Consider the following 14,926-nt stretch of genomic DNA (forward strand, 5'->3'; position numbering starts at 1 on the left):
ACCAGCAACCAACACCGCGCCGACGCTCTACCCACCTGGATCCACACCTACAACCACCATCGCGGACACACCGCACTCGGAGGCCAACCACCCATCAGCCGCGTCAACAACGATGCTGGTCCCTACACCTAGCGGTCGGCCGGGAAAGCGCGACGGGTCTTCCGGGGTTGGGTCGGCCTCAGCGGATGGCCGGGAGGCGGTAGACGGAGACGTGGGATCGGGACTCGGCGGTGAACTCCGAACCGGTCCAGTCCGCGTGCCGGGACTCCAGCTCGAAGCCGGCCAACTGGGCCATCAGATCCAGTTCCGCCGGCCAGACGTAGCGGTGCGGGCTGCGGAACACCCGCGCGTCCCGACCGTCGCCGAACCGGAAGTGGTGCGAGACCACCTGCTGCCGCAGGACGTCGTAGGTGTCCAGCCCGATGTAGCCAGCCGCGGCCCCGAAGACCACCGCCTCCTGGCTGGGCGGGAGTTTACGCAGCTCAGGTACCCAGAGTTCGATGACGAAGCAACCGCCGGGCAGCAGGTGACGGGCGGCGTTGCGGAAGCAGGCGACCTGCTCGGCCTGGGTCAGCAGGTTGGAGATGCCGTTGTAGACGAGGTAGACGAGGGTGTGCTGCCCGCCGGTGGTGGCGGTGGCCATGTCACCGACGACGACCGGGATTTTCGTCTCGTCGGCCTTGGTGCGCAGCCGGTCGACCATCGGACGGGACAGTTCGATGCCGCTGACCGGTACGCCGCGATCGCTGAGCGGTACGGCGACCCGTCCCGTCCCGATGGCGAACTCCAGTGCCGGTCCGGCGTCGGCAAGCTCGGCGAGGCGGTCCACGGCGGGGCCCAGAACCTCCGGGGCGAACATCCCCGCGCCCGGGGTGTCGTAGTTCTCGGCCGTCGCGGCGTCCCAGATCTCGTCCTGTCGCATCCGCCCAACGATCGCGACCGGCGCGCGCCCCGTCCACCGATTTAGCCCCGCCGCTCCACATCCGACGCCCGACCCGTGCACGGCCATGGCAGCCTTCGCCGTGCCGCGATTATCGAATTGCTATTACCGATAATCCATTAATGCCCCGCCCGGGCGCTGGAAAGCCTCCCGGACGGCGCGAGGCGCGGTACATCATAATGACAGTTCTTTGCCGTAAGGGCTTACGCTGGTGTAAGACGGCCGCGCGCTGACCTCTTGAGCATCGGCTGACCTGCCGGGCATCACTCCGACAGAGCGCCCGGCAGACACGGAAGGCCGGACCCCGGCAGGGCCCCGCGTTACTCCGTGGTGCGGCCGTAGCTGGCGCGGCCCTCGGCGACCTCGCGGGCCTGCCGTTCACGCCACCGCTTCTGCGCGTCGCTGTTGCAGCGTCGGCAGACTCTGCGATAGCGGCCGGTACGGGTGTCGATCTCGCGGTCGTGACCGTTGCGGCACCGGGGATGCTGCCTACGGCCGCGACAGTTCTCGGCATGACTGAGCTGCCGCAGGTGGCTCGGCTCGATACAGTCCGGCACACCGCAGAGGTGGGCGACCTCCAGCTCGGGATCGTAGCCGCCGACGAAGACGACATATGCGGCGATGTGCGCCCAGGCCCGGCCCGCGACCTTCTGGTACACGCCCCGCTGGCTACCGTAGCCGCGTACGACGAGGCAGCCGCCCTCGCTGCGTACCGAGCGGTCCAAGAGGTACGTCCGGAGCGTTTCCTCGGTGAAGTGGCGGGACAGGCCCCTGATCTGGGAGAGCACGCGGGGAGAGTAGCCGGCACCTCCGACGGCGGTCTGCCGGGCGCGCCTCGGTGCGAATCCACGGCCGACCTGAGAACCTTCCTCACATGTCGTCGTCCGAGGTGGTGCCGCGCAGGTCGAGCAGCCCTGCGCTGACGACCGCCGGGTCCGCCGACTTCACCGAGGCCTGGCTGGACAACCGACGGCTCTCCGCGCACACCCGGGAGGCGTACCGGCGGGACGTCGCCGGCTGGCTGAGCTGGTGCGGGAGCCGGGACCTCGATCCGCTGCGGGCCACGTTCCTCGACGTCAACGCGTACGCCCGGCAGTTGGAGGCGACACTGGGGCGGCGTAGCGGCCGCCCGCTCACCCCGGCCACCGTCGCCCGCCGCCTCTCCGCGCTGTCCAGCTGGTACGACTTCCTGGTCAAGCTGCACGCCGTCGATGCCAATCCGGTGGCCGGCGCCGACCGCCCGAGGGTCGACCGGGACCACTCCGCCACCGTCGGGCTGACCCCCGACGAGGTCGACGCGCTGCTGGCCGCGGCCGAGGCCGACACCGGACCGACCGCGATCCGGAACCGGGTCACCATCGCCCTGCTGGCCGACCTGGGACTGCGGGTCGGCGAGCTGATCTCGCTGGACCTGACCGACCTCGGTACCGAGCGCGGGCATCGCAGCATCCGCTTCGTCGGCAAGGGCGGCAAGGTCCGTCGCCGCGCCCTCACCCCCGGCACCGCGTACGCGGTGGACGCCTACCTGGCCGCCCGGGCCGCCGCCCAGGGGTGCAGCGTGCCGGAGTTGACCGGTCCACTGCTGGTCACCGCGACCGGTGCCCGGCTGGATCGGAACTCCGTGTTCCGGCTGGTCCGTCGGCTCGCCCGGGCGGCGGGCATCCACGCCTGGGCGCGGTTGTCGCCGCACTCGCTGCGGCACGCGTTCGCCACCACCGCCCGGGCCGAAGGGGTGTCCCTGGAGGACGTGCAGGACGCGATGGGACACGCGGACCCGCGCACGACCCGCCGGTACGACCGGGACCGGCACAACCTCGACCGCGATCCCGCGTACGTCCTCTGGACGGCGCGGGCCCGTCGCCGCGGCCGGCGCAACGGGACCGGTGGGGCGGATTTTCCCTGAGGCGCGGATGTGTCCCACCCGCCGCACCGATCGGTAGGTTGATCGGGTGGAACAGCAGAAGCGACATCTGCACGCCTCGTCGTTCGGTGCGGCGGCGACCGCGTACGCCGAGCACCGCCCGGACTACGCGCGGGCCGCCATCCGCTGGGCACTCCAGCCCGCGCCCGGCCCGCGGGTGCTCGACCTCGGCGCCGGAACCGGCAAGCTCACCGCCACGCTGGTCGAGACGGGCGCCGACGTGACCGCGGTCGAGCCCGACCCGGCGATGCTGGCCGAGCTGCGCGGCGCTCTGCCGGACGTTCCCGCGCTGCCGGGTAGCGCCGAGGCGATACCACTGCCGGACGCATCCGTCGACGCCGTACTGGCCGGCAACGCCATGCACTGGTTCGACATGGCCGTCGCGGGGCCCGAGATCGCCCGGGTCCTGGCGCCCGGCGGCATCCTGGCCGGCCTGTGGAACACCGTGGACGACCGGGTCGACTGGGTCGCCGGGCTGGCGCGGGTCAGCGGAAGCGCGGCGATCGGCCCGCGTGACACGCCCGCCAGTTGGCGCGCCGTGACGGCCGACGCGCACCTGCCGAAGACCGGCGTGGCCGCCCGGTTCGGCTCGCCGGAGCAGGCCGAGTTCCCGCACGGGCAGCTCCGTACCGCCGACTCCCTCGTCGCGACGCTTGGGACGAGGGCGGGGATGTTGGTCATGCCGGAGCAGGAGCGGCAGGCCACGCTCGGCCGGATCCGGGCTTTCCTGGCCAGCCGACCGGAGACCGCGGAGGGCGAGTTCACCCTGCCGATGCTGACCTGCGTGCTGCGCGTCCGGCGGCTGTGACGGGCGGCGGCGGGGGCCCTGCCGCCCGGCGCGGAGGTGGGATGCGCACCTCGTTGACCACGCCGAGACTGCGACTTCGGCCCTTCGTGCCGGCCGATGCCGAGGAGCTGCACGGCTTCTTCTCCGATCCGCTGACCAACACCATCGGGTCGGGACCGTTCACCGCGCTGTCCGAGACCGAACGGTGGATCCGCAACCGGATGAGCGCGCAGCGGGAGCATGGTCTGTGCTGGTACGCGGTGCGGGATCTCGACACCGACACGCTGGTCGGCAACTGCGGCATGTTGTGTGGACGGACCGGCTACGCCGAGCCCGAGATCGGCTATCTGATCCGGAAGAGCCACCAGGGTCACGGGTACGCCTCGGAGGCCGCCAGCGCCGTCCTGAGCGAGTGCCGGTCGGCGGGCATCGACCGGGTCTGGGCAACGATCCGCCCGCACAACGCCCCGTCGCGCCGGATTGCCGAGCGACTGGGCATGCGCGTCGCCCGGACCGAGCACGACGATCGTGGACCACTGATCTTCTACGTCGTCGACCTCGGCCAGGCCGACGCCTGACGGCAGCCCCCGGACAAGCCACGGGTCGACCCGGGTCGCATTCCAAGCACCCGCCGTCCGGCCTGCCGCCGGCCGGCGCAGCGGCGCCTCAGCCCGCCGGCCCGGCCATCCTCCGGTCCGTCGCTGTGGCTGTCGCCGTCTTCGTACGCCGCCGGCCTCACCAGCCTTCGCCGGCACGGTCGGCGGTTCCGAGCACGTGGGCGTTGATCGCCACGACGAGATGGCCCAGCTCGCTGATCTCGACGACCTCGACCCCACCCTCGCGCAGGGTCCGTACACCGTCGCAGTCGGCGAAGAGCAGCGGCTCGCGCAGCGCGAGTACCACCCGGGCGATGCCGGCGTCGAGCAGCAGGTCGGTGCAGGGGTCCGGCCGCGACCTGCGCATCGTGCACGGCTCCATCGAGGTGTAGAGCGTCGCCCGGGCCAGCTCCAGGTCGGTACGGCCGGCGAGCTTCGTCAGGGCGGCCTCCTCCGCGTGGTGATGCGGGTCGGTCTCGCCGGTGTAGCCGGTGGCGAGTACGTCGCCGTACCGGTCGACGATGATCGCGCCGACGGCGTAGTGGGTCGGCGAGGGTGGCGAGAGCCGGGACAGGTCGATGGCCGCCCGCAGCCACCGCCGATCCTGCGCGGTGCCGCCGTTCATGCCCCGCCGTCGAACGACGGCACGTCGGTCACCGTCCGCATCCTGATCACCACGACATTCAACTCCGGGCGGGTCCGGCAGCGGTGCGCAGGGTGGTCGGGTCAGGACCCGTCGCCGCCGGTGGAGCTGTCGCGGGCCGGCCGGTCGGTGCCGCCGGCCGGCCCGCGCCGGGCAGGTCAGCCGACCCGCCGCTGGATCCGCCACAGCCCGAAGACGGTCAACAGCGCGCTGAGCGCCAGATAGATCGCCGACTCCAGCCACTGGAACGGCCAGTAGCGGTGGTTGGGCTGGTAGGAGAGGTCGACGTGCAGGTCCAGGTCGCCGAGGCAGCGGGCGGAGTCACCGAACGTGCCGGTCGCTCCGGTCCGGGGCGGCCGCATCAGGCAGTCGTCGAACCGGGCGGCGTCGAGCGTCCGGCCGTCTGCGGTACGCAGCTCGCTGGTCCGGGTGACCCAGGCGTCGGGCACGGTCAGTCCACGTACGACGGCAGCGCCGCTGATGCTGCCGAGTCCACGCGCCTCGTTGATCGCCTCGGCCGTCATCGGCCGGGTGACGTCGACCGGCTCCATCAGGTACGGCCGCACCAGGTTCGGCATCCCGAACTGGACGACGGCGAAGACGCCGATCGTGAGGGCCATCGCGGGCAGGGTACGCCGGGCGAGGAGTCCGAGCACGGTGCCGAGGGTGACCGCGAAGAGGGCGTACCCGATGGGTGCGATGTTCCGGGCGCCGAACACGACGGTGCTGAACCGGTCGTCGGCGACCGTGTCGACGGGGCTGGCCGCCCAGGTGAGCAGCAGGCTGACCAGCCCGACCATCGTCGCGCCGGCCAGGCCGACGACGAGCAGCCTGGTCAGCAGCCAGCGGCGGCGGGAGACGCTCTGGTTCCAGACCAGCCGGTGGGTGCCGGAGTCGAGTTCCCGGGCGACGAGCGGCGCCCCCCAGAACATCCCGAGGATTCCGGGGAGCAGGCCGAGGAGACCGGCCAGGATCAGCAGGGTGTTCTGGTGCTCGGCGACGAACTGCCCCATCGCCTGGGCGCAGTCGCCGTGCGGCCGGCACCGGCCGAGATAGCCGTCCCGGCTGTCCCGGATCCGTGTGCCGAGCCAGAGCAGGTAGCCGGCGAGCACCACCAGGGCGGCGGCGCCGACGAGGGCTTGGGCGCGGAACTGTCGCCAGCTCATCCAGATCATCGCCGGACCTCCCCGGCGGCATCGGCGGCCGACGACTCGGACGCCCGGGTCAGATAGCCGAGGACCAGCTCCGCCAACCCGACCGGCTCCACCGGCCACGGTAGCGGCGGCAACCCGCCGCCGGCCCGGACCAGCAGCCGCGAGTGCCGGTCGGTCCGCTCCGCCCGGATCACCTCGACCCCGGCCGGCAGCCGGTCCAGCTCGTCGCGGGGCGCGAGGAGCCGGCGGTGGGCGGCCAGCAGATCGGGTACGTCGCCAGCCACCTGCACCCGGGACCCGGAGAGCACCACGAGGTGGTCGCAGACCCGTTCGACGTCGCCGAGCAGGTGTGACGAGAGTACGGCGCTGGCGCCGAGCTCGGCGACGAACTCCCGCAGGTTTCCCATGAACCCCTCCCGGGCCAGCGGGTCGAGCGCGGCGGCCGGCTCGTCGAGGATCAGCAGCTCGGGGCGTTTCGCGGCGGCGACCGTCAGCGCCAGTTGGGCGCGCTGGCCGCCGGAGAGCCGCCCGGCCCGCTGCGCCGGGTTGAGGCCGACCTGTGCGATCCGGCGTTCGGCGAGGGCCCGGTCCCAGGACGGGTTCAGCCGGGCACCCATCCGCAGGTGGTCGGCGACGGTGAACGAGGCGTACACCGGGGTGTCCTGGGCGACGAAGCCGACCCGGGACAGGTGGGCCGGGGTCGAGGCCGGGCGTGACCCGAGCACCCGCAGGGTGCCCGAGGTCGGGGTGATCAGGCCGCAGGCCAGCTGCAACAGCGTCGACTTGCCGGCACCGTTCGGTCCGACCAGGCCGATCAGCCGCCCGGCGGGGATCGTCAGGTCGCAGTCGGTCAGCGCCGGGCGGCGGCCGTAGCGTTTCGTCACGTGCTCCGCGTGCAGCACGGAAGCGGGATAGGTTCGCATCGCCCCATGCTCGGCAGCGGGGTCGCCGCCGGCATCGGTCCGCAGTACGGTCGCCGGTGCTCGCGACCGTACTTCCGGCCGGTTCGCCGGTGGGTCGAAGCTTCCCAGCCTTCCGGTGCCGTCCGGACCTTACCGGTGCCGGCGGCCGCTGCCGTGGCGGTCGCCGGGTTCGGGGTACCCGTCGGCACCTGGTGGTCCGCCCTGCCGGACGGGTCGGGATTCACCGCCGTGACGGTGCTGAACTTGCTGGGCTGGCTGCTGGCGGTACTGGCCGGGCTGGGGCTGCGCGCCGCCGACGCCCGCCAGCGCGACACGGCGAAGCCGACCGTCCGGGCGTACCCGGCGGGCCGGGACTGAGGGCGCCGTCCGGAGCGCGTACCGGTGACGGGTCGCGGCCCGGGCGGCCGGTCACACGTCGCGGCGGCGTACCACGACCAGGGCGAGGACGATCGCGACCAGTGGCCAGGCCGCGTAGACGATCCACGACTCGGTGACGCCGGGCCGGTGGAAGCCGTCACCGGACGGCGGTACCCACATCGCGGTCAGCCGTTCCCAGGCGGTGAGCACCATCGCGTGGTTGATCTCGGCGGACCAGCGGGTCCGGATCGAGAAGAACTGCGGCAGCATCAGCAGGGCGAAGATGCCGGTGACCATGGTGGTGGCGCCGTGCCGGATCAGCACCCCGAGGCCGAGGCCGATCAGTGCACAGACCGTGGGGAGCAGCGCGGCGGCGACCAGGGCACGCAGCGCGACCGGTTCGGTGATCGATATCGCGGCGCCCCGCCTGTCGAGGATGGCCTGGGAGACCGCGAACGCGCCGCTGGCGGCGAGGGTGCCGGCCGCCGTCCAGAGCGCGGTCACGACGGCCGCCTTGGCCAGTACCACCGACTCCCGGGCCGGTACCGCGATGGTGGTGGTCCGGATCAGGCCGCTGCCGTACTCGCCGACCACCGTGATCGCGCCCGCGCTGACCGCGAGCAGCGCCAGCGTCCAGTAGCCCATCAGCGGGAACGCGTCGGAGAGCGCGAACATCGGCTCCCGTTGCGCCTCCGGGCTCATCGTCGGGAAGTCCCGGTAGTCGTCGAGCGCCTCCATGGTGGCGGTACCGATCACGAAGAGCGTGCCGAGGAGCAGCGTCCAGGGTGTCGACCGCAGCGACCAGACCTTGATCCACTCGGCGGCGAGCAGGTCCCGGAACCGGGCGGGTGGTTCGGTGGCCGCGTCGGCCCGGCTCGCCGGGGTCGGGGTCGAGCCGGCGGTGTCGGTGCTCATCGGGGCCGCCCCGCCAGGTATTCGACGCGGTCGGCGGTGAGTTCCATGAAGGCGTCCTCCAGTGAGGCGGTCCGGGTGGCGAGTTCGTGCAGCACGATCCGGTGGTCGAAGGCGAGGGTGCCGATCTGCTCGGCCGGCAGCCCGGCCACGGTCAGTGCCCCGTCCGCCGCCTCCACCCGGGCCCCGGCGGCGGTGAGCAGCGCGGCGAGTTCGGCGGCACGCGGGGTACGCACCAGCACGCCCTGCCGGCCGCTGCGGGCGGCGAAGTCGGCCAGCGGCTCGGCGGCGACCAGCCGGCCCTGGCCGATCACGACGAGCTGGTCGGCGGTGTTCTCCATCTCGGTCATCAGGTGGCTGGAGAGGAAGACCGTCCGGCCCTCGGCGGCGAGCCGGCGGAACAGGTGTCGGACCCAGAGCACCCCCTCCGGGTCCATCCCGTTGATCGGCTCGTCGAAGAGGAGTACCGGCGGGTCGCCGAGGAGTGCGGTGGCGATGCCGAGCCGCTGCCTCATGCCGAGGGAGAATCCGCCGACGCGCTGCCGGGCCACCTCGGTCAACCCCACCTCGTCGAGTACCTCGTCGACCCGGCGCGGCGACAGGCCGTTGCTGCGGGCCAGCGCGGACAGGTGTGCCCGGGCGCTGCGTCCGCCGTGCACGTGGTTCGCGTCGAGCAGGGCACCGACGTGCCGCAGTCCACGGCGGTGGCTCCGGAACGGCACGCCGCCGACCGTGGCGGTGCCCCGGGTCGGGGCGTCCAGGCCGAGGATCATCCGCAGCGTGGTGGTCTTGCCCGCCCCGTTCGGGCCGAGGAAGCCGGTGACGTGCCCCGGCCGTACCGTGCAGGAGAGGCCGTCGACGGCGGTCCGCCGGCCGTATCGCTTGGTCAGGTCGTGAAGTTCGATCACGACCGCAACGCTGCCGGTCCGGCCGGACCCGGTCATCGGGCCGGCGGCGGCAATGCCCGCAGCGCCGCCCGCCTGCGGGATTACGTCCGTGGACCGATGTCGGGCGGGCCGCCCGGTGGCTAGTCTCGCGGCGTGTACGCCACCTCACACCCGCTCCGGCCACCGCTGCGCCACCGCCTGCCGGCGACGGTGCGCACGGCCCTGGTCTGGTGCGCACTCGCCGCGTTCCCGGTGGTACTGGCCCTTACCGTGCCATTCGTCTCGGGCGCGCCAGGGCACTACTACAACGTGCTGGAGACCATTCCCCGGTACGCCCTGCCGGCCCTGGTGATGGCGCTGCCCGCCGTCCTGCTCCGGCGTAGTCCGCTGGCGACCCTGGCGCTGATGCTGCTCGGCTCGGCGGCGATGACCGTGACGGTCCATCCCTGGCACCAGGACTATTTGGCCGACCTGCGGTACCTGCAACTGCTGGCGATCAACCTGGTCGTCGGGTACGTCGCGGCGACCAGGTCCCGGCGGCTCTCGGTGACCGTCGCCGTGCTGACGCTCTGCGCCGAGATCGCCGTCGGCTATCTCAACCCGGGCGACAACGCCGTCTTCCAGCCCGAGATCCCCACCCTGGGAATGCTGGCCGCCTGGATGATCGGCAATTCCGTGCGGGCCCGGCGGCGGTATGCCGAGGTGCTGCGCTCGCAGGCCACCACCCAGGCGGTCACCGCCGAACGGCTGCGGATCGCCCGCGAACTGCACGACATGGTGGCACACAGCATCGGCATCATCGCGATCCAGGCCGGGGTGGGCAGCCGGGTGATCGAGACCCAGCCGGCCGAGGCCGGTGCCGCGCTGCGAGCGATCGAGACGACCAGCCGGGAGACCCTCGCCGGGCTGCGCCGGGTGCTCGGTGGACTGCGTCAGGCGGACCCGTCCGATCCGGCGTCCACGGATCCGGCGCCCACGCTCGGCGACCTCGACCGGCTGGCGGCGGTGACGGCGGAGGCCGGGGTCCGGGTCGAGCTGTGCCGGCGGGGGGAGCGGCGTGCGCTGCCCGCCGACATCGAGCTGTCCGCGTACCGGATCGTGCAGGAGGCGGTGACCAACGTCGTCCGGCACGCCGGCGTCGCACACTGCCGGGTGACCCTGGACTACCGGGTCGACGACCTGCACGTCGAGATCGTCGACGAGGGGCGCGGCGGTCCGGTCACGGCCACCGGGTTCGGGATCACCGGCATGCGGGAGCGGGTCGGCCTGCTGCACGGCGACTTCGCGGCCGGCCCGGTACCCGACGGTGGTTTCCGGGTGGCGGCCAGGTTGCCGCTGCCGGCGACCGTCCCGGTCCCGGCGGCGTCGGCGTGAGCGTCCGGGTGCTGCTCGTCGACGACCAGCCGCTGGTCCGCTCCGGGCTGCGGGTACTCATCGCCGACACCCCGGACCTGGCGGTGGCCGGTGAGGCGGGGTCGGGTGCCGAAGCGGTCCGGCTGGCCCGGGAGGTCCGGCCGGACGTGGTGGTGATGGACATCCGGATGCCCGGCATGGACGGCATCGAGGCGACCCGGCAGATCGTGGCCGAGAACGCGTCGGCCCGGGTGCTGGTGCTGACCACCTTCGACGAGGACGAGCACGTCTACGGCGCGCTGCGGGCCGGTGCCAGCGGTTTCCTGGTCAAGGACATGGCCGTGGACGACATCCTCGGGGCGATCCGGGTGGTCGCCGCCGGTGACGCCCTGATCGCGCCGAGCGTGACCCGACGGCTGATCGCGGGCTTCGTCGGGGCGGCCCCGGCGGCCGCCCGTCCGGTGCGACCGGTCGCCGGCATCACCGAGCGGGAGCGCGAGGTGCTGACCCTGATCGGGCAGGGCCGGTCGAACGGCGAGATCGCCGAGGAGTTGTTCATCACGATGGCGACGACGAAGTCGCACGTGGCCCGGCTGCTGACCAAGCTCGACGCCCGGGACCGGGTACAGCTCGTGATCATCGCGTACGAGCTGGGGCTGGTCGCGCCGGCCCGCTGACCGGTACCCGCGGTCGCGGTGCCGCCCCTCGACACACCCGCGCCGATGCCTGCGCCGATACCGCCGGGCGTACCATCGCGGACGTGGCGGACAAGGTGACGCTCGGCCTGAGCCGGGACACGCTCGCCCGAGCCCGTGCGGCGGCGAGGCGGGACGGGCTCTCCCTGTCGGCCTGGATCGACCGGGCGGTACGCCGGGAGGCGCTCCGCGCCGCGGCTCGGCAACAGGAGGCGTGGCTGGCCGCGAACCCGGAGGTCCGGGACGAACTCGACGCCTTCGACCGGTACGCCGACCGGGTCGACGCGGGCTGGTCCGACCTGGCCGGCGCCGCGTGAAGCGGGGCGAGATCTGGACCGTCGGCGACCGTACCCAGCAGGCCAGGCATCGGGTCGTCGTGCTCTCCGGCGAGGGGCACAACGACCGGCCGTCCGCCTCGCCGTACTGCGCGCCGATCGTCCGGCAACGCGGCGGCGGTGAGCTGCCGCCGTTCGTGGTGCCGCTGGCGGAGACGGATCCGGTGACCGGGGTCGTGGTGGTGAACCGGCTGCGCCGGGTCCCGTCGGCGGTGGCGGTGGAGCGGGTGGGGATGGCGACCGGCGCGAGCATGGCCCGGATCGGCGAGGCGCTGCGGGACCTGTTCGAGCTGTGACCGCCGGGCGGCGCTCTACGCGCCGGAGTGGCCTGCCGGGCTCTTCGCCCCGGGCGCCTGCCGGGTTCCTCGCGCCGGAGGGGCCTGCCGGGTTTCCTCGCCCCGGAGGGGCCCGTCGTTGACCGTGCCGGTCAGGACGACGGTGGCCGCTCGGCGGCGAGCATGATCCGGCGCAGCAGGTCGGAGAGGGTGCGTCGCTCGTCCGCGCTGAGCGCGCCGAGCAGCCGGTATTCCTCGTCGCCGAGGACGTCCATCGCGCCGAGCCAGGCGGCCCGGCCCTGCTCGGTCAGTTCGATGTCGACCCGCCGCCGGTCGGTGGCCGACGGGGTCCGCCGGACGAAGCCCCGGGCGACCAGGGCGTCGATCCGGGCGGTGACCGAGGGCGGCGCCAGGTTGAGGTCGTCGGCGAGTTGGGAGGGCACCGCCCGGCCGTGCCGGCCGGCGAGCGCGTGCAGGGTGTCGAACTCGGGCCGCTGGAGGTCGAAGTCGGCCAGCGACTTCTCCCGGACCCGGCGCAGGTGCTGGGCCAGCAGTTTCGCCCGGGTCACCGCACCCTCCACGTCGGGGTCGAGGTCGGGCAGCACGGGCAGCCAGCGGGCGACGTGCCCGTCGGTCCAGTCCTTCTGGTCCTCCACGCGACGATCCTGCACGCGACGATTCTACGTCGAAGCGGAATTATTCGTTGACGAAAGGTTCGGCTCCGAAATAATCTGCAGATCGTGTCCCACCCGCTCCGGCTCCGCGCCTTCCGGCTGCTCTTCCTCGGCCGTACGCTCTCCGCGCTCGGCGACGCCGTCGTGCCGGCCGCGCTCGCCCTCGCCGTACTCCGGGCCACCGGCTCCAGCTCGGCGCTGGCCCTGGTGCTCGGCTGTGCGATGGTGCCGAAACTGCTGCTGCTGCCCCTCGGCGGCGTACTCGCCGACCGGCTCGACCCCCGGATCGTGGCCATCGGCAGCGACCTGGTCCGCTGCGCCGTGCAGGTCTTCATCGGGGTCGAACTGCTCGGCGACGACCCGACCCTGCTGCCGATCGCCGCCGCTTCGGCGGTCGGTGGGGTCGCGTCCGCCTTCGCGATGCCGACCACCTCACCGCTGGTCGCCGGGGTGGTCGACGCGGCCGGCCGGCAGCAGGCCAACGCCGCGCTCGGTGCCGCCCGCAGCGCCACCGGCCTGGCCGGGCCGGCGCTGGCCGGCGCGTTGATCTGGGCCGCCGGACCCGGCTGGGCGTTCGTGCTCGACGGCGCCAGCTTCGCGGTCAGCGCCGCCCTGCTGGCCGTGCTCCGGGTACGCCGGATCCAGGTGGAACGCCAGTCGCTCCTCGCCGACCTGCGGGAGGGCTGGTCCGAGGTGCGCTCCCGGGACTGGTACTGGAGCAGCCTGGTGGCGCACGCGGTCTGGAACGGCGTGGCGGCGGTACTGGTCACCCTCGGCCCGGCGATCGCGGTCGACCGGCTCGGCGGCGAGGGTGTCTGGGTACTGGTCCTCCAGGCGGGTGCCGTCGGCCTGCTGATCGGCTCGGTGCTGGCGGGACGGATCCGGCTGCGCCGGCCGATCCTGGTGGCGAACCTGGGACTGGCCACGTACGCGCTGCCGCTCGTCCTCTTCGCGGTGGCCGCTCCGCCGTGGACCGTGATCGGCTCGTACGGCGTCGCGCTGGCCGCCCTCGGCTTCCTCAATCCGGTCTGGCAGACCGTCGTCCAGGCGGAGATCCCGCCGCACGTGCTCGCCCGGGTCACCTCCTACGACTGGCTGCTCTCGCTCGCCGCGATGCCCCTCGGGTACGCCCTCGCACCGCTCGCCGCCGACGCCTGGTCGCCGGCCGTACCGCTGGTGCTGTCCGCCGTCGCGGTCACGGTGGCCTGCCTGGGCACCGCCGCGTTCCCCGGGGTACGCCGCTCCGCGACCACCCGTCCGGAGCCCGTACCGGAACCCGAGCCGCTCGCCGCCGTCACCTGACCGGGCAGCGCGCTGCGCCGGTCGGCACCCGGCACCGACCGCCGGCCCCCTCCAGCGGGGAAAACCGCTGGACGCGGCGGCCAGAATGGCCGGGTGGAAAAGATCTTGACCCGGGGCTGGACGGTGCGGGCCGAGCCGGTCGACGGCCCGGTCGCGGGCGCCCTGCTGCGGGACTACTACACCGAGATCGTCGGCCGCTACCACCAGCGCCCGGCCATCGACGCCGAGGTGGACCAGGTGCTGGCGGAGGAGTGCAGTGCGGACCTGACCCTGCCGACCGGGCTGTTCCTGGTCGGTCGGTACGACGGCGAACCGGCCGGCTGTGTCGGCGTACGGCTGGACGCCCTGCCGTACGCCGAGGTGACCCGAGTCTTCGTCCGGCCGGAGGCGCGACGGCGCGGGGGCGGGGCGCGGCTGCTCGCCGCCGTGGAGCAGGCCGCGGCGGTGCACGGGGCGACGACGATGCGGCTGGACACCCGGCACGACCTGGTGGAGGCCCGGGCGCTGTACGCCGGGCACGGCTACCGGGAGGTGCCCGCCTACTCGACCTCGCCGTACGCCGACCACTGGTTCGAGAAGCGGCTCGGCTGACCGTCCCGGTACTGGGGGTTGACGCCGGAGCCAGAGCGCGGTAATAAAGAAGAGGACTTGAGTCACCTAGACTCAACTTAACCTTCGGCTTAGGAGAACCGAGGAGGATCGACGATGTTGATGCGTACCGACCCGTTCCGCGAGATCGACCGGATCGCCGAGCACTTCTTCGGCACCAACAGCCGCCCGGCGGTCATGCACCTGGACGCCTACCGCGACGGCGACTACTTCTACGCGGCCTTCGACCTGCCGGGCGTCGACCCGGACAGCATCGAGTGCACCGTGGAGCGCAACGTGCTCACCGTCCGGGCCGAGCGGCGCCGGCCGGCCGGCGACAAGGTCGAACTCGTCGCCGCCGAACGCCCGATGGGCGTCTTCACCCGCCAGCTCTTCCTCGGCGACACGCTCGACACCGAGAAGCTGGAGGCCGGCTACGAGGCCGGGGTGCTGACGCTACGCATTCCGGTGGCCGAGCGGGCCAAGCCGCGCCGGGTCGAGGTCACCGTCACCGGCGGCGGCCCGCGCCAGATCAACTCCTGACCGTCCGTCCAACCCCGCTCACGCGACGCGCGCCTGTCCGA

Annotated in this window: 19 protein-coding genes and 1 pseudogene; 12 read left to right on the plus strand and 8 right to left on the minus strand. The window is 73.0% G+C overall.

The window, feature by feature from the left end; translation table 11 throughout:
- A pseudogene (locus C6W10_RS37065) lies at positions 1-132 on the plus strand (integrase core domain-containing protein); the annotation flags it as partial.
- Positions 133-178: 46 nt separating this feature from the next.
- On the opposite strand, the gene C6W10_RS00010 reads toward C6W10_RS37065, so the two are convergent.
- Both C6W10_RS00010 and C6W10_RS00015 read right to left on the minus strand, forming a co-directional pair.
- Complete coding sequence (locus tag C6W10_RS00010; protein WP_107255761.1) at positions 179-922, minus strand: class I SAM-dependent methyltransferase; 744 nt, start codon at positions 920-922, stop codon at positions 179-181.
- Positions 923-1,260: 338 nt separating this feature from the next.
- Positions 1,261-1,728 (minus strand): HNH endonuclease, encoded by a 468-nt coding sequence (locus C6W10_RS00015; protein WP_107255762.1) that lies wholly within the window; start codon positions 1,726-1,728, stop codon positions 1,261-1,263.
- An 86-nt stretch (positions 1,729-1,814) separates the two neighbouring features.
- Here C6W10_RS00015 and C6W10_RS00020 point away from each other — a divergent pair, with 86 nt between their 5' ends.
- The 3 genes from C6W10_RS00020 to C6W10_RS00030 are packed head-to-tail and all read left to right on the plus strand — an operon-like array spanning position 1,815 to position 4,226.
- Positions 1,815-2,843, plus strand: coding sequence for a tyrosine-type recombinase/integrase (locus C6W10_RS00020; protein WP_107255763.1), 1,029 nt, complete (start codon positions 1,815-1,817; stop codon positions 2,841-2,843).
- A gap of 46 nt (positions 2,844-2,889) precedes the next feature.
- On the plus strand, positions 2,890-3,669 hold the full coding sequence (locus C6W10_RS00025; protein WP_107255764.1) for a class I SAM-dependent methyltransferase: 780 nt from the start codon (positions 2,890-2,892) through the stop codon (positions 3,667-3,669).
- 41 nt (positions 3,670-3,710) lie between these two features.
- Positions 3,711-4,226, plus strand: coding sequence for a GNAT family N-acetyltransferase (locus tag C6W10_RS00030; protein WP_107255765.1), 516 nt, complete (start codon positions 3,711-3,713; stop codon positions 4,224-4,226).
- A gap of 157 nt (positions 4,227-4,383) precedes the next feature.
- Here C6W10_RS00030 and C6W10_RS00035 read toward each other — a convergent pair whose 3' ends face one another.
- The 3 genes from C6W10_RS00035 to C6W10_RS00045 form a co-directional block, all read right to left on the minus strand.
- On the minus strand, positions 4,384-4,869 hold the full coding sequence (locus tag C6W10_RS00035) for a deaminase (protein WP_107255766.1): 486 nt from the start codon (positions 4,867-4,869) through the stop codon (positions 4,384-4,386).
- Positions 4,870-5,045: 176 nt separating this feature from the next.
- Entirely contained in the window at positions 5,046-6,062 is a 1,017-nt protein-coding gene (locus tag C6W10_RS00040) for an ABC transporter permease subunit (protein ID WP_107255767.1), read from the minus strand.
- Positions 6,059-6,964, minus strand: coding sequence for an ABC transporter ATP-binding protein (locus tag C6W10_RS00045; protein ID WP_107255768.1), 906 nt, complete (start codon positions 6,962-6,964; stop codon positions 6,059-6,061). The genes C6W10_RS00040 and C6W10_RS00045 overlap by 4 nt, the downstream gene beginning before the upstream one ends.
- A gap of 135 nt (positions 6,965-7,099) precedes the next feature.
- Here C6W10_RS00045 and C6W10_RS37070 point away from each other — a divergent pair, with 135 nt between their 5' ends.
- Complete coding sequence (locus tag C6W10_RS37070) at positions 7,100-7,321, plus strand: hypothetical protein (RefSeq protein WP_159104390.1); 222 nt, start codon at positions 7,100-7,102, stop codon at positions 7,319-7,321.
- A gap of 51 nt (positions 7,322-7,372) precedes the next feature.
- On the opposite strand, the gene C6W10_RS00055 is transcribed toward C6W10_RS37070, so the two are convergent.
- Both C6W10_RS00055 and C6W10_RS00060 read right to left on the minus strand, forming a co-directional pair.
- The gene (locus C6W10_RS00055) at positions 7,373-8,236 is read right to left on the minus strand and encodes an ABC transporter permease (RefSeq protein ID WP_107255770.1); all 864 of its coding nucleotides are present in this window, start codon (positions 8,234-8,236) and stop codon (positions 7,373-7,375) included.
- Positions 8,233-9,141 carry an ABC transporter ATP-binding protein gene (locus C6W10_RS00060; protein ID WP_234361545.1) on the minus strand — a complete coding sequence of 303 codons (909 nt, stop codon included), beginning with the start codon at positions 9,139-9,141 and terminating at the stop codon, positions 8,233-8,235. Before C6W10_RS00060 ends, C6W10_RS00055 begins: the two co-directional genes overlap by 4 nt.
- Before the next feature lie 132 nt (positions 9,142-9,273).
- On the opposite strand from C6W10_RS00060, the gene C6W10_RS00065 reads away from it, so the two are divergent.
- The 4 genes from C6W10_RS00065 (at position 9,274) to C6W10_RS00080 (ending at position 11,799) form a co-directional block, all read left to right on the plus strand.
- Positions 9,274-10,494 (plus strand): sensor histidine kinase, encoded by a 1,221-nt coding sequence (locus C6W10_RS00065; protein ID WP_107255772.1) that lies wholly within the window; start codon positions 9,274-9,276, stop codon positions 10,492-10,494.
- Positions 10,491-11,150, plus strand: a complete 660-nt coding sequence (locus tag C6W10_RS00070; protein ID WP_107255773.1) for a response regulator transcription factor — start codon at positions 10,491-10,493, stop codon at positions 11,148-11,150. Before C6W10_RS00065 ends, C6W10_RS00070 begins: the two co-directional genes overlap by 4 nt.
- An 83-nt stretch (positions 11,151-11,233) precedes the next feature.
- Complete coding sequence (locus tag C6W10_RS00075; protein WP_107255774.1) at positions 11,234-11,485, plus strand: hypothetical protein; 252 nt, start codon at positions 11,234-11,236, stop codon at positions 11,483-11,485.
- Positions 11,482-11,799 carry a type II toxin-antitoxin system PemK/MazF family toxin gene (locus C6W10_RS00080; RefSeq protein WP_107255775.1) on the plus strand — a complete coding sequence of 106 codons (318 nt, stop codon included), beginning with the start codon at positions 11,482-11,484 and terminating at the stop codon, positions 11,797-11,799. Before C6W10_RS00075 ends, C6W10_RS00080 begins: the two co-directional genes overlap by 4 nt.
- A 131-nt stretch (positions 11,800-11,930) precedes the next feature.
- On the opposite strand, the gene C6W10_RS00085 is transcribed toward C6W10_RS00080, so the two are convergent.
- The gene (locus C6W10_RS00085; RefSeq protein ID WP_199853227.1) at positions 11,931-12,449 is read right to left on the minus strand and encodes a MarR family winged helix-turn-helix transcriptional regulator; all 519 of its coding nucleotides are present in this window, start codon (positions 12,447-12,449) and stop codon (positions 11,931-11,933) included.
- 69 nt (positions 12,450-12,518) lie between these two features.
- Between C6W10_RS00085 and C6W10_RS00090 the strand changes: the two genes are divergently transcribed.
- From C6W10_RS00090 to C6W10_RS00100, 3 genes are all read left to right on the plus strand, one after another.
- Positions 12,519-13,754: an MFS transporter gene (locus C6W10_RS00090; protein ID WP_107255777.1), complete on the plus strand. Its 1,236-nt coding sequence runs from the start codon at positions 12,519-12,521 to the stop codon at positions 13,752-13,754.
- A 93-nt stretch (positions 13,755-13,847) separates the two neighbouring features.
- Positions 13,848-14,345, plus strand: a complete 498-nt coding sequence (locus C6W10_RS00095) for a GNAT family N-acetyltransferase (RefSeq protein ID WP_234361546.1) — start codon at positions 13,848-13,850, stop codon at positions 14,343-14,345.
- Between the two features lie 114 nt (positions 14,346-14,459).
- A complete protein-coding gene (locus C6W10_RS00100; RefSeq protein ID WP_107255778.1) occupies positions 14,460-14,885 on the plus strand; it encodes an Hsp20/alpha crystallin family protein in 426 nt (141 codons plus the stop codon).
- The last annotated feature ends 41 nt before the right edge of the window (positions 14,886-14,926 follow it).

It is taken from the genome of Plantactinospora sp. BB1 (genome assembly GCF_003030385.1).
In the GTDB taxonomy this organism is placed as follows: domain Bacteria; phylum Actinomycetota; class Actinomycetes; order Mycobacteriales; family Micromonosporaceae; genus Plantactinospora.